The 24,572-nt window shown below is 36.3% G+C and carries 23 protein-coding genes and 1 pseudogene; 15 read left to right on the top strand and 9 right to left on the bottom strand.

Annotated elements, in window-relative coordinates; genetic code table 11:
• Positions 1-123: 123 nt before the first annotated feature.
• The 3 genes from DM558_RS05045 (at position 124) to DM558_RS05055 (ending at position 4,126) form a co-directional block, all read left to right on the top strand.
• Entirely contained in the window at positions 124-993 is an 870-nt protein-coding gene (locus DM558_RS05045) for a hypothetical protein (RefSeq protein ID WP_127162364.1), read from the top strand.
• Between the two features lie 143 nt (positions 994-1,136).
• The gene (locus tag DM558_RS05050; protein ID WP_127162366.1) at positions 1,137-3,341 is read left to right on the top strand and encodes a hypothetical protein; all 2,205 of its coding nucleotides are present in this window, start codon (positions 1,137-1,139) and stop codon (positions 3,339-3,341) included.
• Entirely contained in the window at positions 3,338-4,126 is a 789-nt protein-coding gene (locus DM558_RS05055) for a hypothetical protein (RefSeq protein ID WP_127162367.1), read from the top strand. The genes DM558_RS05050 and DM558_RS05055 overlap by 4 nt, the downstream gene beginning before the upstream one ends.
• A 677-nt stretch (positions 4,127-4,803) precedes the next feature.
• Here DM558_RS05055 and DM558_RS05060 read toward each other — a convergent pair.
• Complete coding sequence (locus tag DM558_RS05060) at positions 4,804-5,298, bottom strand: hypothetical protein (protein WP_127162369.1); 495 nt, start codon at positions 5,296-5,298, stop codon at positions 4,804-4,806.
• Between the two features lie 196 nt (positions 5,299-5,494).
• Between DM558_RS05060 and DM558_RS05065 the strand changes: the two genes are divergently transcribed.
• Both DM558_RS05065 and DM558_RS05070 read left to right on the top strand, forming a co-directional pair.
• Positions 5,495-6,685 carry an MFS transporter gene (locus DM558_RS05065; protein WP_323368277.1) on the top strand — a complete coding sequence of 397 codons (1,191 nt, stop codon included), beginning with the start codon at positions 5,495-5,497 and terminating at the stop codon, positions 6,683-6,685.
• Positions 6,678-7,532: an NAD-dependent epimerase/dehydratase family protein gene (locus DM558_RS05070; RefSeq protein WP_127162371.1), complete on the top strand. Its 855-nt coding sequence runs from the start codon at positions 6,678-6,680 to the stop codon at positions 7,530-7,532. Before DM558_RS05065 ends, DM558_RS05070 begins: the two co-directional genes overlap by 8 nt.
• A gap of 53 nt (positions 7,533-7,585) precedes the next feature.
• Here the strand turns inward: DM558_RS05070 and DM558_RS05075 are convergent, their stop codons facing one another.
• Positions 7,586-8,914: a dicarboxylate/amino acid:cation symporter gene (locus DM558_RS05075; RefSeq protein ID WP_323368282.1), complete on the bottom strand. Its 1,329-nt coding sequence runs from the start codon at positions 8,912-8,914 to the stop codon at positions 7,586-7,588.
• A gap of 356 nt (positions 8,915-9,270) precedes the next feature.
• Here DM558_RS05075 and folE point away from each other — a divergent pair, with 356 nt between their 5' ends.
• A complete protein-coding gene (gene folE, locus DM558_RS05080) occupies positions 9,271-9,816 on the top strand; it encodes a GTP cyclohydrolase I FolE (RefSeq protein WP_127162375.1) in 546 nt (181 codons plus the stop codon).
• A 742-nt stretch (positions 9,817-10,558) separates the two neighbouring features.
• Here folE and DM558_RS05085 read toward each other — a convergent pair.
• Positions 10,559-10,915 carry a gp53-like domain-containing protein gene (locus DM558_RS05085; RefSeq protein ID WP_127162377.1) on the bottom strand — a complete coding sequence of 119 codons (357 nt, stop codon included), beginning with the start codon at positions 10,913-10,915 and terminating at the stop codon, positions 10,559-10,561.
• A 163-nt stretch (positions 10,916-11,078) separates the two neighbouring features.
• Positions 11,079-11,597 carry a hypothetical protein gene (locus DM558_RS05090; RefSeq protein ID WP_127162379.1) on the bottom strand — a complete coding sequence of 173 codons (519 nt, stop codon included), beginning with the start codon at positions 11,595-11,597 and terminating at the stop codon, positions 11,079-11,081.
• Positions 11,598-11,692: 95 nt separating this feature from the next.
• Between DM558_RS05090 and DM558_RS15905 the strand changes: the two are divergent.
• The 3 genes and pseudogenes from DM558_RS15905 to DM558_RS15775 form a co-directional block, all read left to right on the top strand.
• Positions 11,693-11,806, top strand: a pseudogene (locus DM558_RS15905) (phage integrase Arm DNA-binding domain-containing protein); the annotation flags it as partial.
• Complete coding sequence (locus DM558_RS15770) at positions 11,786-12,112, top strand: tyrosine-type recombinase/integrase (protein ID WP_267128202.1); 327 nt, start codon at positions 11,786-11,788, stop codon at positions 12,110-12,112. The pseudogene DM558_RS15905 and the gene DM558_RS15770, both read left to right, overlap by 21 nt.
• Positions 12,113-12,149: 37 nt before the next feature.
• On the top strand, positions 12,150-12,638 hold the full coding sequence (locus DM558_RS15775; protein ID WP_228411824.1) for a tyrosine-type recombinase/integrase: 489 nt from the start codon (positions 12,150-12,152) through the stop codon (positions 12,636-12,638).
• Positions 12,639-12,770: 132 nt separating this feature from the next.
• Here DM558_RS15775 and DM558_RS05100 read toward each other — a convergent pair whose 3' ends face one another.
• On the bottom strand, positions 12,771-13,676 hold the full coding sequence (locus DM558_RS05100) for a siderophore ABC transporter substrate-binding protein (protein ID WP_164731253.1): 906 nt from the start codon (positions 13,674-13,676) through the stop codon (positions 12,771-12,773).
• Between the two features lie 201 nt (positions 13,677-13,877).
• Here DM558_RS05100 and DM558_RS05105 point away from each other — a divergent pair, with 201 nt between their 5' ends.
• The 6 genes from DM558_RS05105 to DM558_RS05130 all read left to right on the top strand — a co-directional run bounded on the left by DM558_RS05105 (position 13,878) and on the right by DM558_RS05130 (position 18,935).
• Positions 13,878-15,134, top strand: coding sequence for a lipoprotein-releasing ABC transporter permease subunit (locus DM558_RS05105; RefSeq protein ID WP_127162383.1), 1,257 nt, complete (start codon positions 13,878-13,880; stop codon positions 15,132-15,134).
• Positions 15,127-15,810, top strand: coding sequence for a lipoprotein-releasing ABC transporter ATP-binding protein LolD (gene lolD, locus DM558_RS05110; RefSeq protein ID WP_127162385.1), 684 nt, complete (start codon positions 15,127-15,129; stop codon positions 15,808-15,810). The genes DM558_RS05105 and lolD overlap by 8 nt, the downstream gene beginning before the upstream one ends.
• Positions 15,811-15,814: 4 nt before the next feature.
• Positions 15,815-17,062: a lipoprotein-releasing ABC transporter permease subunit gene (locus DM558_RS05115; protein WP_127162387.1), complete on the top strand. Its 1,248-nt coding sequence runs from the start codon at positions 15,815-15,817 to the stop codon at positions 17,060-17,062.
• 112 nt (positions 17,063-17,174) lie between these two features.
• Complete coding sequence (locus tag DM558_RS05120) at positions 17,175-17,471, top strand: PA4642 family protein (protein WP_127162389.1); 297 nt, start codon at positions 17,175-17,177, stop codon at positions 17,469-17,471.
• Positions 17,446-18,321: an SdiA-regulated domain-containing protein gene (locus DM558_RS05125; protein WP_164731254.1), complete on the top strand. Its 876-nt coding sequence runs from the start codon at positions 17,446-17,448 to the stop codon at positions 18,319-18,321. The genes DM558_RS05120 and DM558_RS05125 overlap by 26 nt, the downstream gene beginning before the upstream one ends.
• Before the next feature lie 185 nt (positions 18,322-18,506).
• A complete protein-coding gene (locus DM558_RS05130; protein ID WP_228411825.1) occupies positions 18,507-18,935 on the top strand; it encodes an endonuclease V in 429 nt (142 codons plus the stop codon).
• A 78-nt stretch (positions 18,936-19,013) separates the two neighbouring features.
• On the opposite strand, the gene parC is transcribed toward DM558_RS05130, so the two are convergent.
• The 4 genes from parC to DM558_RS05150 are packed head-to-tail and all read right to left on the bottom strand — an operon-like array spanning position 19,014 to position 24,441.
• Positions 19,014-21,314 (bottom strand): DNA topoisomerase IV subunit A, encoded by a 2,301-nt coding sequence (gene parC, locus DM558_RS05135; protein WP_127162393.1) that lies wholly within the window; start codon positions 21,312-21,314, stop codon positions 19,014-19,016.
• The gene (locus DM558_RS05140) at positions 21,314-21,847 is read right to left on the bottom strand and encodes a retropepsin-like aspartic protease family protein (RefSeq protein ID WP_228411826.1); all 534 of its coding nucleotides are present in this window, start codon (positions 21,845-21,847) and stop codon (positions 21,314-21,316) included. The genes parC and DM558_RS05140 overlap by 1 nt, the downstream gene beginning before the upstream one ends.
• 48 nt (positions 21,848-21,895) lie before the next feature.
• Complete coding sequence (parE, locus tag DM558_RS05145; RefSeq protein WP_127162395.1) at positions 21,896-23,791, bottom strand: DNA topoisomerase IV subunit B; 1,896 nt, start codon at positions 23,789-23,791, stop codon at positions 21,896-21,898.
• A gap of 17 nt (positions 23,792-23,808) precedes the next feature.
• Entirely contained in the window at positions 23,809-24,441 is a 633-nt protein-coding gene (locus tag DM558_RS05150; RefSeq protein WP_127162397.1) for a YqiA/YcfP family alpha/beta fold hydrolase, read from the bottom strand.
• Positions 24,442-24,572: the final 131 nt, after the last annotated feature.

Genomic DNA, 24,572 nt, shown 5'->3' on the forward strand with positions numbered 1-24,572 from the left:
CGAAATAAACAAAACAGCAAAGTAAACAAGACAAAGCAGAAAAGCTGTAAAAATACAACGTGATAGAGACAAAACGAAACAATAACCCAGCAAACAAAATACAGGAAGTAATTAGAGTAAGCCATGGCGATGAGTATCAGTAATCAACAAATGCATCAGTTAAAAAATAACCTACTGGACGATTATTTAAAAGAGTTAATGACTCTCCTTCAACCCGACTTCGGACAATGGCAACAAAGCATCGGTGAAGATAATTTCTATCACGCCTTAAAACAAGGGGTAGAGGATGCCAAAACCGAAGGCTTTAGCCAACGCGGTCCAGTTAAACTCTATATCAACTTACAGCTGCTGCTGGGCAGTGGTTTTGCCATTGATCCGCAATACGCAGGGTTAACCGAAGAATGGCAACGGCTCAAAACCCAACATGTAAGTCAATTGGAACAGGCGGATACACTTCATCAAGAGCTTACCCCTTACTTTGACCAAGTGTTGGGTGAACAAAACAACGCGCTGCTTAATCATTTAAAAAGACTACAACAACTGAATCTTAACGAACTGGGTGTTTACAAAGAAACCTATAAACCCGATTTGCATGCCTTGCTCTATGAACTCTACCCTGAAAAATACCAACAGTTGGGTAAAGAGACCATGACACAAGTGATTATCAAGGGCACCGAAAAAGCGTATTACCAATACCATTTTGAGCAACCCAGTCATTCGGCATTGCTGGTGACAGCCTGTTTTAGTTTGGGCCATCAGTTTGATCAAGATCCTTTTTTGCCGTGGTTTAGCCAGACGCAGGAACACAACCCAATAAACCCAATGCACATGACAACAACAGACATGAATACGAATACAAAGGCATATACACAAATAAAAGCAGCAATGAATGAAGAGTTTGAAGCAGATAATAGTCAACAACAGGCGAAATGGCTTGAAGCCAGTTTGAAGAGTTATGCTGATAGGGCGATGATGAATTATCGGCAGAAATAGGATAGATAAATTTTTTATTGAATGAAACATAAAAAGGCTAAGTAGCCATCGGATAAATAGCTGATTTAGAGACAATAAGTGAGCTAAACACAGTTAAACAATTGAATGTTAATGATTAAGCAGATTAAATAAGGAGTTTTATTATGCCACCAGGAACACCTGAAACCAAGCATGTAGACCCAGCAAAAAAAGGAAGTGATGGAAAAGAGGTTACGGGAACTAAACAGTCTTGTGGCATCTATTATAATTTTTATAGAGCTATAAGTACTGCAAGAGCGTCATGCGCCTGGAATGGTTATCCATTTAGTACAGATGCTACTCAATGTATTAAAAATGCTAAGATAAGAGTCATAGGAGGAAAAGAAGAGCCTATTCAAGTAAATGAGCTGGGAAAAGCAGACACAGTCAATGGTAAAGAGTATTTATATTATGAAATGATATGTGATGAACATTTCGATTATTTAAATAAAGGAGAAGGAACGGATTTTGATGATGATACTAGAAAAAATATGTGTGGAAAAACCATAGGATTAGGTTTAATTGCCAATAAAAATGATACCTATAATCATCAAACTTATAATATTAAATCAGTTGAGAATATTTATGAAGGCTATAAAGAGAAGCTTCCTAAGAATCCAGTCTGTTATGATTCTGTGATAGATTTAGATAAAAAAATAGCTGAATTTACAAAAAAATACGAAGATAAAAACACAGAATATAAAAGTGCTCATAAACTAATTCCAAATTACGCCCCCCTGTCAGAACTGGTGATATATACTGCTAATAAAGAGAACAGTTTTTATGGCAAATATAAGGCATATAATCAACAGGCGGAAGAATATAATAAGAAACTAAAACTACTTTTAGACATTTATAATACAAGACCTAGCTATAAAGAACTTTTAGTTGATGACAAATCAAACGATACACATATCTTTATATCAGAGGCTGATGATATTTATAACAATAAATTACAATCAATAAAAGAGGAAACATCTGAATCGAAAGCAACATTTTTGAATGCAATAAATGAACTTAAAAAAGAACTTACAGAAATTGAACAAAAACAATATCCTGATCAGATTAATAAAACATTAAAAATATACAAGGAAAACTTACAGACTAGTTTGCATAACCACTTAACAAGATATGAAAAAAAAATTACTGCAAATGAAAAATATGCTGAATATTCAATACTTTTGAATCTCTGTAACCAATTGATAAATCAAAAAAAATTTTATCGTAAAACACAAGGTGGTATAAAAGGTGTTGATGGAATAGCTACAGAGCTTGAAGCAGAGTTTACTATTCATGAAGATACTACTACTTCCATGTTAGAGAATGATACATGCTTTTGGGAATTATACAAAGTAAATAAAGGTGAAGCTCAATGGCCAAAAAGTGGAAATGATAAAGTATGCAAACTAGCTCTTTTATCAGCACCAAGAAGTCCTAACAAGGCTCTATTAATTTCACCAAAAGATTTGCTTGAATGTAGCGAGGATACTGAAAATAAACAGTACATATCATTTCTTAATCATGGTTCAAAAATAGAAGATAAAAATATATACAATCGTTTTAAAAAAAATAAGAAACTTAAAAATACATATTTTTACGTATTAGGCCATGGTTCTCCTTTTACATTAGGAATGAATAGTACAAGTGAAGTTTTTTCTGTAAATGAAAGCGGTATAGACAATAATGCAAAATATATAAAGAAACATTTTGATGAGATCACTAAAGACGAAAATGGGAGCTCAGAATTTTCTGCTAATGCTTGGTGTAAAAAAGATTTAAAGGCACTCGAAGCTTTAATCAGCGCTAAGAATGATCCTGTCAAACCTATTGTTTTTTTAAGCTGCTCATTAGGCGCGGGGATTAATTCTTTTGCAGAGTGTTTTAGTCGGAATTTAACAAAACCTTTAACTGTGTACGCTGCAAATACAACAGTTGTAATGGGAGAAAATACTCTCACAAAAGGTTGTACAAAAACAACTACATATACTGTATCTATAGCAGGAAAATTAAAAGGCTATACACAAAACAATATTAGTTACAAAACCAATAAAACAGTCATACCATGTATAAAAGACGATATAGCTTATATAAATGATCTAGACATTATAATTGATGAGACTCATGTAGCAAATTTTGGTGAAAAACCTCCTTCCAAAGACAAATCGTTGACGACACAAATTATACATACTAAATCCAGCCTAACTCGTAAAATTGCCAAAGCTGGAATAGGCCATTTCCGTATATTTAACTATGCTCAAAGAGTACAGGTGACTAATTCAGGATCTGGTACGACTACTGATCAAACTCCAAATGGAGCTAATCATCCATGAACACATCAAACAACTACTGGACAATTGATTACGCTCTTGACTTAGTCCGTAAAGCGGCTAACCCTTCTTACGGCATAGAAGACCATGAAGCCATTAAGCACTTAGTTGCTCAAAAAAATACAGGTGATCCGAATGCTTTGTATGCTTATGCTTATTTACTCCGTGGCTATAATGGAGCCAATGAAGAATTTAACCTTAGTTTAGAACAAACTGAGTCTACGTTTTTTAATATCTTCTGGGAGCTTTCTGAACAAGATCATCCACAGGCCTGTGATGAAATGGTTAAGTGTGATAACAGCTATATTTTTGCCCATAAATACATCACCAAAGAAGATTTGTTTGCTAAAAAACAACAATGTGCCAAGGTAGCTTTAGAACATAACCTATCTAACTACATGTACTATGCCGATACCTTCTTATTTGGTTTAAACGATGAATATGCCAGTGATTTAATGCTAAAAGACAGCCCTTATTTAGATGACAATCATAAAGAGCTCGTAGCACAAGCCATACCCCTTTATGAAAAACAAGCCCAAAAAATGGGTCTAGAATACTGTTTTGGCCGTATGGTCGAAGCTTACCATCAAGGTATTGGCGTAGAGCAAAATACCATCACTGCGGCCGCTTGGGCAAAACTGATTAAAGAGCGCGTTACCTACCAAAGTGTCTACAAAAACGTCAACTGGGTCAAAGCTATTTACCCCGTATTTGAATACCCCTCCATCCAAGAAAGCGAAGAATTCAAAACCCTCTACGCCCAACTGCAAAAACTCCCCCAATGGTAATCAATAATCAGCTTACTCACTAAATATACCGCCCCAATACTTATAAATAGCGGGGCTTTTTACAATGGTTGCATTACCATACTGCTAGTTACTACAGAAAAAAAACTCGCACAAAAAAACAAACCAATTCACACCAACAACTTATGCTAGCGAATAAAAAAATTTAATTCCTTACTTTCCGCTATTGGCACTGAACTGACTGTAAGACATGATTAAATATAGCATGAGCACTTACAATTTTTTTTATTTTTCTGCCGAACATTATTTAATATGTCTTCTTAACTCTCAATTACTTCTTCCGCACTCGCATAGATATCTGTCCTTATCTACCCAAAGTACTTAGTATTACTTGGCGTAACGCAAGAGTTAATGATTTGTAGCTAATTAAAAAATGCTCTTTAAAAGTTTATCAATATCTAATTTCTATAATTGATATGTTAAAAAAAGTATCTGACGTTAAATTAGCTATATATGTTGTTTCTCTTATAAATCTGAATGTTATATTTTCTTTTAAAGGAGTCATAGTCATATATAATATATGTTCGCTACTAAAAAATACCCTAGTCACTAAAAGCTTTCGAGAACCAAGATTTATTATCTCAAATCCTAAAATATTTATAAATTTGAAATGGTTCTGTTGTGAAACCATCTAAATCGATTCTATTTCCCGCTGTAAACTAAAGTAACTTGCATCGATCTGCATTTGGGTAAAATACTTTAATCACATTACTATTAGGAATATAGTTAATCACAATTAATATAGAGGGTTTTAGATTTTTCTTATCCCAAGTGACGTATTTACCTGGTCTTTCAATAGTGGGCTTTCCAAATACATCTTCTATCTTTTGTCGTAAAATACCGATATCCTCATCACTTTTAGTCACCAATGATAAGGCACATAAACCCTCAACAGAGTTAATAGAATAAACAACAGAGTCAAACTTCAAACCGTAATCATTAGGTACTTCCTGTCCTGCAAAGGTTTGTCCATCAGTACCTACTTCAGCTAGCATCGTGTATCGTTCTATCTGCAGTTTTGTTAACCCCATTTGTGTTCCAAAAGGCCCACTCCAAGGCCCTTTCATAAATTGTTGTTTTGGAGAGTTATTATTACATGCTGTCATTAATAAACTTAGCAGTATAGTTATAGTAAAAACAAATTTTATTTGCATACTTATCTCCAGAACAATTTATTTAGTATAGAAAATTTACCACCCATAACAATTTTTATAAAACCTATCTGCTATTACAATATTTTCTTAGAAATATTTGTTAATATTGGCTAGGTTAATAACAACGTTTTATTTTATCGTAATTTAAAATTATTTAAACCGTTTAAATAATAAATTAATATTAAAAAGATGCTCAATGATGACAGAAAAAAAACTTTCTCCGTGGTTCGTACTTTTACTTTCAATTGCAACAGGCGTTAGCGTAGCAAGTAATAATTATGCACAACCTCTTTTACATACAATAAGTAATGATTTACACATTACAACCAGTAGCACAGGGATTATTATTACTGTTGCTCAACTTTCTTATGCAGCAGGTTTACTCTTGTTGGTCCCTTTAGGCGATCTCATTGAGAGACGCTTACTTATTGTCAGCATGTCTTTTATTTCGATGTTAGGCCTTATTATCTGTGCTTTCTCTCAGAATATGACTTGGTTACTTATTGGTACTGGAATCGCTGGTTTCTTTTCTGTCGTTGCGCAGGTTATTATCCCCTTTGCAGCGAGCCTTGCCAACAATAAAGAAAGAGGGAAAGTTGTTGGTTTCATCATGAGTGGTCTACTCTTAGGTATTTTGCTTGCACGTACCGCTGCTGGGATCTGTTCTTATTTTGGGAACTGGCGGACTATTTATATCGTTGCGGCCATAATTTTATTTATTATTATTCTATTATTATTCAAAACACTTCCCCGCTATCCGGCACCGATTAAGATGAGATATTACCAACTCATTGCTTCAACTATTGGTCAATTTAAAAAATATCCGCTATTAATTTTATATAGCCTATTGGGGGCTTTAAACTTTGCTATTTTTAGCCTATTTTGGACACCTATCGCTCTTTTACTGGGAGGCTCCGATTACCAATACAGTGATTTGACCATTGGTCTCTTTGGATTATTTGGCGCAGCAGGAGCCTTGATTGCCCCCTATGCGGGGAAACTAGCGGATAAAAATAAAAGTAATTTAGTTATCACATTGGGGTTAACTCTATTAATGTTATCTTGGTTACCCATAGGTTTTGTACATATTTCTATTATTTTGTTAATTATTGGTGTTATCACGTTGGATTTAGCCGTACAAGCGACACATGTCACCTCCATGAACCAAGTTTATAAAATAGACCAAAACTCAAGAAATCGCTTAAATGCTTGTTATATGTTATTTTATTTTATTGGTGGTGCAACTGCATCATTTAGCTCGACATGGCTATTTGCCCACTATGGTTGGTTTGGGGTTTCTATCGCGGGAGCCTCAATTGCCCTCATTGCTTTAACCATTTGGCTTATCTTTTATCCAAAACAAAGTGAAGAGCAAACTTATGAATAAATCAGTTCTAATTATTGGCTGTGGAGATTTAGGAACACGACTTGGCATCGATATGGTCGATGAAGGTTGGTCTGTGTATGGCATGAGAAGAAATGTTAGTCAACTTCCCAAAAAAATCAAAGGCATTTCTATTGATCTTTACCAAACGGACATGCCACAAAATTGGCCTAAACAACCTATAGACTATATTGTTTTTTGTGTCGCCCCTAATAGAGACGACCACTTTGATTATGATCGTCTCTACTGTAATGGTCTTAAAAATGTACTGCATTGGTTAAATCAATCAAAACAACAACCTAAGCATTTATTTGTTATCTCTAGTACAGCCGTTTATGACCAAGATGATGGAGAATGGGTCGATGAGAATAGCTCCGCCACCCCATCAAGCAGTCAAGGAAAGAGCATGCTAGCAATGGAGCAGCTTGCTTTCACCAGTAATATCTCATCAACCAGTGTCCGTTTGTCTGGCATTTATGGGCCGGGGCGAACTTATTTAATCAATCAAGCTAAGCAGGGAATTTTCTACCCTGCTCAACCACTGCTTTATACTAATAGAATTTATATCAGTGATGCGACCAACTTGATACATAAACTTGTTAATTATCATCAAGCTGGCCACTCTCTAAGTAACTACTATATTGGTGTAGATGATGCTCCATCTTCTATTCAAGAGGTATTAACTTGGCTACAAACAAAATTAGGGGTATTTGAACTCCATACAGAGCTGACTCAACGACGTGCAGGAAGTAAAAAACTCAGTAATAAACTAGCAAGGTCTATAGGTTGGCAACCAGAGTATCTTAGTTACAAAGAAGGCTATACAACACTTTTAAAAGATTTAATTTAATCAATAAAAAAGGTAAGCTAAAAGCTTACCTTTATAGCAGTATCAAAAATAAATTATCGCGTCGCTGAAAGCATGAGCTGATCTATATCTGATGGGTTATTTAGTGCATTGTTTAATTTACCTGTGTCTAATTGTCCACAATATTTTGCCACTACCACTGTTGCAAGCGCATTACCAATTAAATTAGTTAAAGCACGAGCTTCAGACATGAAGCGGTCAATACCCAAAATTAATGCAATTCCAGCCACAGGGATATGACCAACGGCTGACAAGGTAGCTGCCAGTACAATGAATCCTCCCCCTGTTACGGCCGCAGCCCCTTTCGATGACAACAATAAAACCAATAATAAGGTGATTTGATTCGTAAGGTCAAGAGGTGTATTCGTTGCTTGGGCAACGAAAATAGCAGCCATTGTCAAATAAATGGAGGTACCATCTAAGTTAAATGAATACCCCGTTGGAATAACCAAACCAACTACTGACTTATGACATCCTGCAAGCTCCATTTTCTTTAACATCCGTGGAAGTACAGACTCAGATGATGAGGTTCCTAATACAATCAATAACTCTTCTCTAATAAGACGAATCAGTTTAGAAATACTAAATCCGTTATAACGAGCAATAGCACCTAAAACGAAGAAGATGAAAACAAGACATGTAGCATAAAAACAAAGCATTAGCTGGCCTAATTGCCATAAAGTGCTAATACCATAACGACCAATGGTAAATGCCATCGCACCGAAAGCACCAATAGGCGCTAGTTTCATAATCATATTAACAACATTAAACATAGCATGAGCAATTTGATCAATTAAGTTTAATAATTGTTTACCATAAGGCCCTAATCGATGAAGAGCAAAACCAAATAAAACTGCAAAGAACAAAACTTGCAAGATTTCACCACTAGCAAATGCACCCACTACTGTATTAGGGATAATATGCATGATGAACTCAATAGTACTTTGCTCTTTACCTATATACTGTTGAACACCTTTAATATCTAAAGTAGAGGCATCCACGTTCATACCAACACCAGGTTGAACAATATTAACAATAATAAGACCAATAAATAAAGCAACCGTTGAAACAATTTCAAAGTATAAAATTGCTATACCACCAGTTTTCCCAACAGATTTCATACTTTCCATACCAGCAATCCCACTAACAACAGTACAGAAAATAATGGGGGCAATAACCATTTTAATTAACTTAATGAAACCATCCCCTAAAGGCTTCATTGCCTCTCCCCAACCTACTTTGGTTACTGTATTTGTTGCAGCATCAATGATTGTAGGTGAAAAATGTCCTAATATAATTCCTAAAACAATGGCGACAATAACCTGAAAATACAAAGATTTATAGATCGGTTTTTTCTGCATAATATATTCTCTTTATTAAGTTATGCTCAAATTCTAACACTAACTTTAGTTTTTAAATTATTTTTTTACTACTAAAATAGTAGTTTTTTACATATATTTCAAAAGGGCATTTTATTATTTTCTTATTACAAAAACAAATAAAACCATTATAACTCCTTAATTAGTTTAGTAATTAATAGTTAGCCCTATAGGAAGCTACTATATCATAAAGCACTTATTAACCAATAGAAACTCTATAAAAAACTAGCAGATTATGAATGATAATTTCTACTTTGAATAATTTATATAAATTTGAGTTTTATCAATAATCAGTTTAGGGTAGTATAAATACTTCATTTTTACTGATAATGGAAAAGCTCATGTCTTTGCAACAACATTACACCGCTATCTTACAAGAACTTGGAGAAAACCCTAGTCGAGAAGGATTACTGGATACGCCTAAGCGAGCTGCTAAAGCAATGCAATACCTTTGCAAAGGGTATCAACAAACACTTGAAGAAGTAGTGGGTGATGCTCTTTTTACATCAGATAATAGTGAAATAGTACTAGTAAAAGACATTGAACTGTACTCTCTTTGTGAGCATCACATGCTCCCTTTTATTGGGAAGGCTCATGTTGCCTATCTTCCTAATGGTAAAGTATTGGGACTATCTAAAATAGCACGCATTGTAGATATGTATGCCAGACGTTTACAAATTCAAGAAAATTTAACACATCAAATAGCTGATGCTATAGAAGAGATTACAGGTGCACTAGGCGTAGCCGTAGTAATAGAGGCTAAGCATATGTGTATGATGATGCGAGGAGTAGAGAAACAAAACTCAACCATGATCACTTCTGTGATGCTTGGTGCTTTCCGCGAAAAGGCAACAACTCGTGCTGAGTTTCTTAGTTTAATAAAATAATATCAGAGTAAGTTGGTACTGTGAAAGTTATATCATTTAGTATTATTTGAATGATATAATTTTCATAATTCAATAACTTATTTTTTAAAAACTATAAATATAGCGAAAATATAAGAAATATAAGAAATAAATACAATAACTTAAAAATCATTACGAGCTTATATAATAGCATTTTCATGCAAGAATGGGCTGGTAGTATCGACTTTGATTTTCAGGTGTTTGATTAGATTTACACATGTTCTAATTAACTTTAGACACATATTCATTACCCTATTTTATTTGTGATAGAGTAATACAACTGCGTTTCTATCCTCTCGATAGAATGGAAATTTTATGGCATATATAACTGTTGGTTTTGCTATTTTTATTATCAATTTATTAATTGGCTTATCGGTTTTGAGAGCCAAAAAAAATAGTGCATTAAAAGCATCCTTTATGTTTTTATGGATATGTATTTTAGTTATTTCACCTTTGCTAGTTTTGATTGCACCATATCTTTACTTTATTGCATACTGTTCTGTTTTTACATGCCACTTTGCTTCATAATCCTTTTTCTTTTCAGTCACACACCCGTAAATCAACCCTAGACATGTAATCATTACCCCACCCCATTGTGCAAAATGTTGTAGAGGTTTATCCAAAAACCTATGTCTTTTTCTGGCATTTTATTTTTTCTTTTTTAAGGCAACAATAAAGCCCCTATCTATTGCTAGATAGAGAGGCTTTATTAGATAACAATTATTTAACTACCGATAGCAATATATGAATACGTACAATCACCTATAGGCAACACGTTTGCTATAAAACCTTCTTTGGTTAAACTACCTGGCGTGATATTCATAATCTCTGTGCTATTACTTGTATTTTCTCCACTGCCACAATTTAACACATGGCATGCGTTGGGAAATGCTATCGGAAAACTAACCTTAGTTCCGCTTTTTGATAAAACGACTCTTCCCCACTGTATAATTAATCCACTAGGAAATTTTTGATATCCATTAGTATCAAGTAATGCTTCATCTTTAGGCAACACAACATAACTATGAATAGGCAACTCGATTCCTTCATTAATACATGGGCATTTTTGTGTATCTGTCATTTTCTAATCTCCTTTCTGTTTTAATCGAGATTGTATTTTAGTGGCTGTAATACTTTGACTCTTCTGGCTTTGACAAAAAATTTCAAGCATAAAAAAACCACCTCTAGGGCGGTTGTTAAAAATAAGCTATTCTTATAAAGTCTATGTCTTAGTATAAAAGTATCTATTCCTCATAAATGGAATATTTAAAAGACATCGTATCTGTAAATGATTCATACTTAACCACTAAAAATGTGGCCTCTTGGTCGTTTTCAATACTGCATATAGTCTCTCTAGACTCACCAATTTCAGAAACTTGACAACCTGAACTCACTAATTTACTTATTCTGTCTTCTAGCTTAGTAAAACTTTCTTTACCTCTGATTGCTAATATAGTCTCTGTGCTCTTTTTTGTATCAGAAGGATCTTTTAAATAAATAGTACCACCTAAAACATCTAAATCATTCGTTTTTATGCCATATACTGATTCTGGTACACCAGTGAACTGGTAAATAAGTCGTCTTCCACTTAGCGTTCTAAAATCTGAATCACTAGCTGACTTAATTTTTCTAACCACAGACTTAAACAATGGATTATTAGCATAAGTTTGAATGGTATCTTCTTTACTAATTGAAAATTTAGGCTTCTCTCCAAATCCAACAAGACAAGCGGACAAAATAACACCAATGATTATTCGTTTCATTCCTTTTATCCTTAGATATACAAAAAAATAAAGTATAGATTTATTTCAGGCATAAAAAAAGCCCCTGCTGATTAGGCTAAAAACAAAAAAATTTACCGCCTAATTTATACCTAAGAAAATGTATTTACTACTACAGAGATATAAGAGATAAAAAAGAATACTCATTAGGTAAAAATAAATCTTTAGCAGTGATCGAAGCAATACAAGCAAATTTAGTCATATTAAAACCCTCTATCTATATCTTAGACTGTATTAATCATGTTCAAGTCGTAACGCTTCATGAGTGGCTAGACCAATACTATGACATTGTTAACAGCAGAGAACTAAGAGAGAAAACTTTAGTCGATTACAGATCAAAAATAAACATTATTAAATCTAAACTAGGAGATAAAAACATCCTTGATATAACGCCTAAAGATATAGCTGATTTTATAAATAACTATAAAGGGGCACCTATACACCGCCCTGTCAGACGCGTTCAAAGAGGTAATAGTTGGAGGCATTACAAACAATAATCCTGTCATAATAACTAAGCCACCAAAGACTAAAGTTATGAGAGCCAGACTAGAGCTAAATCAATTTAAAAGTGCCTTTAATAACGCACCAAAAAAGTATGGATACATATTTATGTTGTCTCTTTTAACTGGTCAACGCATAGGTGATATAACGCGCCTTAAATGGGAAGATATAAAAGAGGATAGACTTTATATTGAACAGTCTAAAACAGGGGCAAGGATAGCTATACCTCTTTCAATAAGGCTAGAGGCTATTAAGCTTGATCTTAGAGGCGTTTTAGAATTACTTAAAAATGACAGCCGGTTAATTTGCAATATTTCCATACGCACACTAAGAGAATCATTTAATAAAGCTCTGCCAGATATGGATAATAAGCCAACCTATCACGAGATAAGAGGTTTATCAGCTAGGGTTTATGAGATTGAGAAAGGCGCGGAGTTTACCAAGAAATTATTAGGACACAAATTCATGGTAATGACGGATAAATATTTAGATAACCGTAATAACTCGTTCATTAAATTATGAGCTTTTAATGAGTTATTACGAGTAAATAATTTTAATACTTTGATTTTAAAAGACTCATTTTCATAGGAAGCTTTATTAGAAAAAGAATCTAATCACTCATAAAAGCCCATAAGGGCTTTTATGACAGGCCATTTACTTCTTTAATACCTGAGTAACTTCATCCATTTGCAGAGCAACACTTTGCAATCCATTACCCGACAAATACCATAAATCAGGAGTCAAATAGATGATTTTATTATTCTTATAGGCATTCGTCTGTTTAATATACTGATCTTCTATTTTATTCGTATCTAGTTTACCCTCACCTATCGCCTCGCCTCGATCAATAACAAATAAAATATCAGGATTAAGTGCCGCAATTTCTTTACTCTCTAAAACCAATCGTGGTGTATTACTATTCTTTTTTCTGATCTCCGATAAATCAACACCTTTAAATCCTAACCAGCCATTTATCAACCCTGCATAACTCGTCTGGTCCCCCGCCATTAAACGCCCCTTATAATGCACAGTAATCAATGTGTTAGCTGGCGAACCTTTTACCTTCTTCTGAATATCCTGTGCTTTTTTATCAATAACCGCTAGCTCAGTGCTCATTTCAGGCAATTTATTAAACAGCTTTCCTAACATAACCATGTTATTTTTAAAAGAATGCTCATACTCTTTTGGGTCAACACTCAAGTTAACAGTAGGTGCAATGTTAGCAAATTCATCATATTGTGCCTGCTGTCTACCAGAGATAACTATTAAATTTGGATGCAACTGATTAAGTTTTTCAATATCAGGTGATTTTAACCCACCAATATCTACATAATTACTTGACTTATATTTTTTTAAATAGTTTGGAAGAGCTTGTTTAGGTAGCGCTGCCACTGGCACTCGCAACTGATCTAATGTATCAACCACACCTAAATCAAACGATGCAACACTTTTAGGATTATTAGGTAATGTAGCTTCTTTAGTATTTTCAGCATTAGCCATAACAATACTACTCGTTAACAATAATGTGGTAGCAAGCCCTATCCTGATCATTGTTTGCATAATCATACTCCTTGTAAAAAATAATGATTATCATTTAACAATTATTAAAATGCAATCTTAATTGGCCATTTACTTTTTAAAGACCATACAATCAGACTAAAACACTTTTTCATACACACTATTAAAAAATAATAGTGTGCTTTTTATACAAACAAAGGTACTATTATAGGCTTTACAAAAGATTGGTATTAACAGACAGTTATGTTTCGACCTTTTCCTATTTTTGTTGGATTACGTTATACAAAAGCTAAACGACGCAGCCATTTTGTATCCTTTATTTCTTTTACTTCCATGCTTGGCCTCATACTTGGGGTGATGGTCATGATCTTAGTTTTATCAGTAATGAATGGCTTTGACCGTGAAATGCGCGAGCGTGTACTCTCCTTGATCCCTCAAGTGATGGTTAAAACATATCAGCCTATAGATGACTGGCAAGCACTAACCAACATTATAAAAGAAAAAAATCCTGATGTTATTGGCGTGGCTCCAGTATTAGAAATGCAAGGGATGCTCAGTGCTAATAAGCAAATATCATTTATTCAGGCCAGTGGCATTAACCCCGAAGCAGAAAAAGACGTCTCTATCATTAATCAATACATAACCCAAGGAAAACTAGATGATCTAGCTCCAGGACAGTTCGATATCATTGTTGGTTCAGGCATTGCAAAAAAATTAAATCTTGCAATTGGTGACAAAGTTACCTTCATTATGCCCGAGGCATCCGTAACACCAGCGGGTATTTTCCCTCGAATGAAACGCTTTACAGTAAAAGGTATTTTTCATGCAGGTACTGGCGAGTTAGACAATCACTTCGCCATGATGAACATAGAAGATGCTAATCGCCTTATTCGTCTCCCTGTTAATCAAACACTGGCTTTACGCCTAAAATTAAAAAACCTTTTTGACTCAAATAGCGTTGCAATGGATGTTTTAAAAAGCATACCTGATGGTAAAAACTTTTACGCAACCACTTGGAAAGCCAATTACGGTGGTCTTTATCAAGCCATTCGTTTAGAAAAAAATATGATTGGTATGTTGCTACTGTTGATTGTAGCCGTTGCAGCATTCAATATCATTTCCACACTGGTTATGGTAGTGACTGATAAAAAATCTGATATTGCTATTTTACGTACACTCGGTGCAAGCCCTACACAAATTATGAGTATATTCATGGTACAGGGTACTGTTATTGGTGTCATCGGTACCTTAATTGGTGGTATTTTAGGTGTATTAGCTGCATTTAAAATCAGCAGTATCTTAGCTTGGGTACAAAAAATAACAGGCCACCAGTTCTTAAATTCTGAAATTTACTTTATTGATTACATACCGTCACAAGTCATGTTAAGTGATGTTGTGACAATCTGCGGTGCTGCATTAGTGTTAAGTTTTTTAGCAACACTCTACCCTGCATGGCGAGCAGCACGTATTCAACCAGCAGAGGCATTACGTTATGAATGATTCTTTTGTTTTAAGCTGTAAAAATTTAGGCATGGTTTACCAACAAGGCCCCAATGCAGTTCAGGTATTATCGGATGTAGAGTTAAACTTAAAAGCTGGTGAACGTGCAGCTATTATCGGCCAGTCGGGTGCAGGTAAAAGTACACTATTAAACCTATTGGGTGGCCTAGATACTCCTACATCAGGAAGTGTCTGGCTAGCAGGAAAAGAACTTTCAGCCCTTAATGAAAAAGCCCGTGGATTACTCAGAAATGAAGCCCTTGGTTTTGTTTATCAATTTCATCATCTATTACCTGAGTTTTCTGCACTTGAAAATGTTTGTATGCCGTTACTTATTGGTAAAACATCTGTTAATGAAGCACAACAACGAGCAACAGAACTCCTTGACAGAGTAGGTTTAGCACATCGTCTAAAACATAAGCCTTCAGAACTTTCTGGTGGAGAAAGGCAGCGTGTCGCCATTGCACGCGCACTGGTTAACCAGCCTAAATTAGTTTTATTAGATGAGCCAACAGGTAATCTAGACCAATACACGGCACAGAGCATACAAGCGTTAATGCTCGAATTAAGTAAATCGCTTAGTACTTCATTTTTGGTCGTCACACATTCATTAGAACTTGCGGGGCAAATGGATCGTACATTACGCCTCACTGAAGGGAAACTAATAGAAGAATAGTCTTATGTTTAAACCTTTCACGTTATTTATTGGCCTACGTTATATTCGTGCGAAACGTCGCAATCAATTTATTTCGTTCATCTCATTAACCTCGATGATTGGTTTATCATTAGGCGTTATTGCCATGATTACAGTTTTATCGGTTATGAATGGTTTTCAAAAAGAGATGCGTGACCGAATTTTAGGAATGGTTTCCCATGGCATTATTACCCATCACGATCAACCGATCGATGATTGGCAAGCAATCGCAACCAAACTAAAAAAGAACCCTCAGGTGGTTGGGGTTGCACCTATCACTCAAATACAAGGGATGTTATCATCTAGAGGGACAATGAGCCCTGTCATGATAAGTGGTATTGATCCAGAACAGGAAGACCAAGTATCAACCCTCAGAAAACATATCACTTATGGCAACTATAGCAATCTAAAACCTGATGAATACGGGGTAATTATTGGTGAAGCAACCGCAGGAAACTTGCGTATTAGAATAGGCTCACCATTGTTATTAGTTGTTCCCATTGTAAGTGACTCGGTGAGTGGTATTACACCTCGCATGCAAAAAGCTGTCGTCGTCGGCACTTTCCGCACCAACTCAGATATTGATAACAGCATGGCATTCATGCATTACAGTGATGCGGCTAAAATAAAACAATGGCAACCCAATCAAGTAGAAGGCGTACGCTTAAAATTAAAAGACCTTTTCCAAGCCCCTGTGGTCATTAAAAAACTCGCTAAAGAACTTGGCGATGACTACCAAGCAGAGGATTGGACAAAAACACAAGGCAGTTTATTCAGTGCCATGAAAATGGAAAAAACCATGATTGGTCTACTGTTAATGATTATTGTTGCTGTCGCTGCCTTTAATATTATTGCTACCCTCATCATGGTGGTTGCTGACAAACGTTTAGACATTGCCATTTTACGTACACTGGGTGCTACACCTAGACAAATTATGAGTATCTTCATGATACAAGGTACCTTTATTGGTCTTATCGGTATCACCTCTGGCACTGTACTGGGTATTCTTTTAACCAAATACATCAATACCGTCGCAGGATGGTATGAAAGACTCACAGGAAGCGAAGTATTTTCTACAGAGGTTTTTGCAATTAATTTTTTACCTGTAGACATGCAGATAAGTGATATTGTTACGGTATGCATTGCAGCACTTATACTAAGCTTTTTAGCTACACTTTACCCTGCTTATCGAGCATCAAAGACACAACCTGCTGAAGCATTAAGGTACGAATAAATAACTAAGTTATTAATTAATGTCATAAGGATATGACTAAAAATTTAGGCTAACTTTATTGAAAACCATTAATATAGTGGCCTAATTTAGAATTAATGGAGATGAGAAAACCATGCGTAAAGATAAAAAGCAAATCATTGGAGAACCGATGACCAATGAGCAAATAAAGGTATTCTTAAATGTTGAGCCTGCAGATGACAGCTTACCTGCCCCACTCCATAAACTAATACGAGCTTATCATAGTTTAAGAATAGAGGACTTTGAACGCTTTTTAGTCTTTTTTAAACAACAAGGATTCCCACTTGATGCCAAGAATAAGGAAGGTAAGGATTTTGTATCACTCATCATTGACCAACAATTTGCCAAACCTTATATCGAAGCATTTGAGACAGCACAAACTACCCTTTAGTCGTCTAATAAAACCACTAACCTTTCTCTTATTAGTCACGATAACGTTAACAGGGTGTCAAACAAGGCAACAACAAAATTGCTTGCAAATAGCCTATTCACCTAACACATTGCAACTTAGTCATTTTCAGATAGCCATTAATAAAAAAACCATTGATAGTATTGATAATAACTTATCAGCACTTACATGGAATGAAGACACACGAACATTATTTGGTACGCTTAATAAACCAGCAACCATTGTTGAGCTCTCTACACAAGGTGAACTACTCAGAAAAATAACACTTAACGGTATTACCGATCCAGAGGCCATTGAGTACATAGGGAATAATCAGTTTATTGTGGCAGATGAGCGGTTCCATCGATTAATAAAAGTAACGCTCAATGAACAAACGAATAGTATTAATAGTCAAGATGCCTTACAACTCACACTAGAAAAAAGCTATCAATACAATAAAGGATTAGAAGGGTTGGCTTATGATCACCAAAGAAAAATAATCTATGTTTCCAATGAATCAAGCCCGATCACTATTTATAAAATAACGGGGTGGATTGAAAGTGACGTTATTCATATAGCAGAGATAAAAAAAGATTGGTCTGCGTTTTTAACTGATATTTCAGGACTACACTTCTATGCTCCTGACCAAACATTGTTGGTACTCTCCGATGAGTCTAAACTCATTTTAGCATTGAATAAAAATGACCAAATCGTGGGATGTTTTCCACTCACCACTGGACAACATGGCTTATGGCATACACTTCGTCAACCAGAAGGCATCACGATGGATAACAAGGGAAATCTCTATATTGTGAGTGAGCCTAACTTTTTTTATAAATTCACTCAAAAATAACATAACAAACACTATTTCATACTTAAAAGGCCTTGCTAAAATACAGGGTAAAGCCGTTTAGCCATGGCATATTTTATATAAAAAGGGATAACATGATATTAGCAATTGATGTTTACTATATTGATAATAAAGCTAAAACAGTGGGTATTTTATATGAAACGTGACAGTCCGAAACACCTCATGCCGTGATTACTGATTACCGTGAAAATATAGCGCCCTATCAATCAGGGGCATTTTATTTACGGGAGCTCCCTTGTATTCTCTCTCTACTTAACAAAATTGATTTACATGAAGTCCCTACCATTGTGGTTGATGGTTATATTTATTTAGACGAAGGAAAAATAGGGCTCGGCGGCCACCTTTATCAAGCATTAAAAGAATCAATCCCCATTATCGGGATAGCTAAAAAGCCTTTTTCGGACAATAGTGATTATCTTAAAGAGGTATTGCGAGGTAAGAGCATACATACACTCTATTTCACAAGCGTCGGCATTGAAATAAACTTCGCAGCTGAATGCATTAAATCCATGGCAGGTAAACACAGAATGCCGACTTTACTCCGTTTTCTCGATCAACAAACAAAGCTCTTTAAAGAAGAACTAACCAACAAATAAATACTGATAATATAGACTTATTGAAAATTGAAACTGCATTATAATGCCACCGAACCTATGCTAATATAGTCCACCAGATCACTCATGTGTTAGCAAATCAGCTTCCATTGTATTAATAGCTTTTTTTGTAAGCTCTACCGTCATTCCATCCACACGCTGAAAGCCTCGAGGTAGCTTATTACCACGTCGGCCACGCTCGCCTAAATAATGTTCAAGGTCTGTAGATTTTAAAGCAATAGTACGCTTACCTGATTGCAGAATTAGCGTTGCCTCAGGTGGTAAAACAGCCACACACACCATATACTCTTCATGAGTAACCGCACGTGAACTACTGATATTGATAATTTTATTGCCCTTTCCTTTTGCCAATTGTGGTAAATCAGCAATCGGGAATATCAATAAACGCCCCTCGTTGGTAACTGCTGCAATTCTATCTTTCTCAAGATCATTAACTGGCTGAGGAACAATAACTTTAGCATTTTCAGGCAAACTAAGCAGTGCTTTACCTGCTTTATTTTTAGTTTGTAAATCTTCACCTTTTACAACAAAACCATAACCCGCATCAGAGGCAATCACATAAAGCGCGTTGTCGTCTGGCAATAAAACACATTCAAAGCGTGCCCCAGCGGGTGGCGCTAAACGGCCCGTGAGAGGTTCACCTTGACCTCTAGCAGAGGGAAGCGAATGGCTAGCAAGGCTATAACTGCGTCCAGTGTTATCAATAAACACTGCCGATTGGTTAGAACGCCCAAGCGCACTGGCTAAATAACCATCACCCGCTTTATAGGAAAGCATGGCAGGTTCAAGATCATGCCCTTTGCCACAACGCACCCACCCTTTTTCAGATAAAACGACAGTAATAGGTTCTGTAGGTAAAAGTTCATTCTCAGATAAAGCTTTGGCTTCTTCACGCTCAATAATAGGTGAGCGACGATCATCACCATAAGTTTCAGCATCTTGGATGATTTCTTGACGTACTAACGCGCGTAGCTTGGTATCATTATTAAGTAAGCTTAATAGATAATCACGCTCTTTTTGCAACTCATCTTGTTCACCACGAATTTTCATTTCTTCAAGACGGGCTAATTGGCGTAATTTTGTGTCAAGAATATAGTCAGCTTGCAACTCTGTTAAATTAAAGGTTTGCATCAAGACTAACCTAGGATGATCTTCGGTACGAATAATCTCGATGACTTTGTCTAAGTTAAGAAAAGCAATCAATAACCCTTCTAATAAGTGTAAACGGTGTTCTACCTTATCTAAACGGAACTGTAAACGACGGCGCACTGTTTGAATACGGTACAGCAACCACTCTGTTAGCATCTCTAACAGATTTTTAACCTGTGGTTTACCATTTAAACCGATCATATTCATGTTAACGCGATAACTAGACTCAAGCTCTGTTGTTGCAAATAAATGCTGCATAAGCTCTTGAGTATCAATACGGTTAGAACGAGGCACAATAACAATACGGGTAGGATTTTCATGATCAGATTCATCCCGTAAATCTGCCACCATTGGCAATTTCTTTGCTTGCATCTGTGCAGCTATCTGCTCTAATACCTTTGCCCCAGATACTTGGTGTGGTAATGCGGTAATCACTACATCACCATCCTCGACTTGATAGACAGCTCGCATTTTAACTGAACCACGCCCTGTTTCATAAATACTTAATAAATCGGCTTTCGGGGTGATAATTTCAGCCTCAGTAGGAAAATCTGGCCCTTGAATATAGCGGCATACTTCATTCAGCGTAGCCTGAGGGTAGTCAATCAAATGGACACAAGCATTAGCCACTTCTCTTAGATTATGGGGTGGAATATCGGTCGCCATTCCCACCGCAATCCCCGTTGTACCATTGAGTAAGAGATTAGGGAGACGAGCAGGTAATGTAACAGGTTCATCCAATGTACCATCAAAATTAGGCTGCCAATCAACAGTACCTTGCCCAAGCTCAGATAAAAGCACTTCGGCATAACGTGATAATCTTGCTTCAGTATAACGCATAGCGGCGAAAGACTTAGGATCATCAGGAGCACCCCAGTTACCTTGTCCATCGACCAAAGGATAGCGGTAAGAGAAAGGCTGAGCCATTAACACCATGGCTTCATAACAAGCACTATCACCATGAGGATGATATTTACCTAACACATCCCCTACTGTACGGGCTGATTTTTTATGTTTTGAATCAGCCGATAAGCCTAACTCACTCATTGCATAAACAATACGTCGTTGTACGGGCTTTAGACCATCACCAATGTGAGGTAAAGCCCGGTCCATGATCACGTACATAGAATAGTTTAAATACGCTTGCTCTGTAAATGTACGCAGTGATTGGCGCTCAACGCCATCTAAACTCATATTAACTGTTTCACTCATTACTGATTACTCTTATACTGGCGTAATATCAATTGATTGTTACGGTGGGCAAAGTCTAAAGGCCTTAAAAAGCTCATTCCCAACAAAACATCATCATCCATATTAGGGGTAATGGTTGCGGAGACATTATGCAGTTCAATTGCGCCTAAAGTAACGGTATCTAACTTCGTTGCCCAACCTCTTACCACACCATTGGCTGTTGATAAATCAATCGGTATTAATTTTTTTACATTTAATTGATTGGCTAAACGTTCTGATAAGGCCACACTGGTGGCACCTGTATCTACCATGAAATTAACCTTATGCCCATTGATGAAACCACTTGCCGTATAATGCCCTCCACGGCCACTGTCTAATATAACTTCTACATAGTTTGTACCATAGCTGGACTGTGGAGCTTGGTTAGGGTTTGCTTTTTTCTCTTCCCAACCTGCAAAAAACTTTACTGCAAGTAGCATACCTAGTAGCCAAGCAATAATCATCATGGTTTTACCTGCTTTTTTACCTGCAGGTTGTTGATTTTGCACTGTCATTTAATACCCCCCCTCGACTAAGAGAAATACTAAACTGCTGTGTAACATTTAAATTAACACCTCAGCCAGATTGCCTTTATCCTCTAGCCACTGTTTACGATCTGCGGAACGTTTTTTTGCGAGTAACATATCCATCATCTCACACGTTTCTTCGGCATGATCTAAGGTTAACTGGACTAAACGTCGAGTATTTGGATCCATCGTCGTAACGCGTAGTTGTGAAGGATTCATCTCACCCAATCCTTTAAAACGTGTTACCTGTACTTTGCCTCTTTTCTTTTCAGCAGCAATACGGTTTAAAATACTATCTTTTTCGCTTTCATCTAAGGCATAAAAAATTTCTTTACCAATGTCAATACGATACAAAGGCGGCATAGCTACATAAACATGCCCCGCTTCTACTAAAGGCCTAAAATGCTGTAAAAAGAGTGCACAAAGTAGTGTTGCAATGTGCAAGCCATCAGAGTCAGCATCCGCTAAAATACAAATTTTATTGTAGCGTAGCTGTGTTAAATCATTCGAGTCAGGGTCCATCCCTATGGCTACTGCAATATTATGTACTTCTTGTGAGGCTAACACTTGGCTACCATCAACTTCCCACGTATTTAAAATTTTCCCACGTAGTGGCATAATGGCTTGGAAGTCTTTATCTCGCGCTTGCTTAGCAGAACCACCCGCCGAATCACCCTCCACTAGAAACAATTCTGAGCGGCTAGCATCTTGTGTGGCACAATCAGATAACTTCCCAGGTAATGCAGGGCCTTGGGTTACTTTTTTACGTGCAACTTTTTTACCAGCATTTAAACGCTTTGTCGCATTACCAATGGCGAACTCAGCCAGTTGGTTACCAATTTCTGGGTTGGAGTTTAACCACAAGCTAAAAGCATCTTTAACAACACCCGTAATGAAAGCTGATGCCTCACGGGAAGATAAACGCTCTTTCGTTTGCCCTGAGAACTGTGGGTCTTGCATTTTCATCGACAATACAAAACTGATTTTTTCCCAAATATCTTCGGCCGATAATTTTAAATTTTTGGGTAGTAAATTACGAAATTCACAAAACTCACGCATAGCATCCAACAAACCTTGTCGCAAGCCATTCACATGCGTGCCACCAAGAGGTGTTGGAATTAGGTTAACATAGCTTTCTTGTAACAGTTCACCGCCTTCAGGCAACCAAAGCACGGCCCATTCAACGGCTTCTTTCTCGCCTGTAATGCCTCCCATAAAAGGGGTTTCAGGCAAACATTCAAAACCTTGCATAGCTTCTGACAAATATGAGCGCAAGCCATTTTCATAATGCCATTCTATATGTTCTTCTGTATTTAAATCATCAAAGCTAATCACAAGCCCAGGGCATAAAACAGCCTTGGCTTTTAAAAGATGTTTTAGTCGTGATAATGAGAACTTGGGCGAGTCAAAATAACTGGCATTAGGCCAAAAGCGGACACTGGTCCCTGAGTTACGTTTACCTGCTGTCCCAACGATCTCTAACTCTGAAGCTTTATAGCCGTTTTCAAACACCATCCGGTACTCATTGCCCTCACGTTTAACATACACCTCCAAACGATCAGACAAGGCATTAACAACCGATATACCTACACCGTGTAAACCACCAGAAAACTGGTAATTTTTATTAGAAAACTTACCACCTGCATGGAGTTTAGTTAAAATTAATTCAACCCCTGAGATACCTTGTTCAGGATGTATATCCACAGGCATACCACGCCCATCATCTACAACTTCTAATGACTGGTCCGTATGTAAAATAACACGAATATGCTTAGCAAACCCAGCTAATGCTTCATCAACACTGTTATCAATCACCTCTTGAGCCAAGTGATTAGGTCTTGTTGTGTCCGTATACATACCAGGACGTTTACGAACAGGGTCTAGCCCCGATAAAACCTCAATTGCATCTGCAGTATATGTTGTATTTGCCATAAACTCTCTTTATAAACTTACTTGGTTAACTCTGCCCAATCTAATACTTTTAGAAAATGATCACTAAAATCAGCAAATCTATGATCACCATCATCATCAACTGTCACATCACAATCTTTATACCAGTCTTTAGCAAAGCGATAATCCAATACATTATCACCTTTTTTAAGCCAAACCTTATACCGCTCTTTGTCCGTTGGAGGAGCAACTTCTAAATTAGCTAGCTCATTAATATAGTCTTCGGCAAAAGTTTCATCTTCTTCTTGTACGCCGTAAGTGCCTTTTAACAACTTACCAAAAGAATCAACAGAACAAAGTGGTTCATTACGCCAATCTTGTCCATCAATATAGACTTTACTTTGTAACTTATGTGGTAATACAGCAGGATTAATTAATAATGCTTTTAAATTAAACTTTTCTGCTAAATATGTCGCATAGTATCCGCCCAACGAGCTACCAACTAATATTGGTGAATCCAACTGAATAATTAAGGTTTCTAGCTGTACAATAGCTTGTGATGGATAAACTAACAAGTTGGGGGCTCTAAAACGAGCAATGCCACCTAATTCTAACATTATACTCTTAAGTACTTGTGCTTTAGCACTTTTAGCAGAACTATTAAAACCATGTACATATATTAGAGACTTCATCCATTCCTATCCGTCAATCACAAATCTTTGCATTATAGGGTGATTAACACGAACAATAAACCTTTATTTATTCACTCATAAATACATTTTAATGATTGTTTGATTCGATAAGTTTAGTTATAATTACGTGC

It is taken from the genome of Entomomonas moraniae, from assembly GCF_003991975.1.
In the GTDB taxonomy this organism is placed as follows: Bacteria; Pseudomonadota; Gammaproteobacteria; order Pseudomonadales; family Pseudomonadaceae; genus Entomomonas; species Entomomonas moraniae.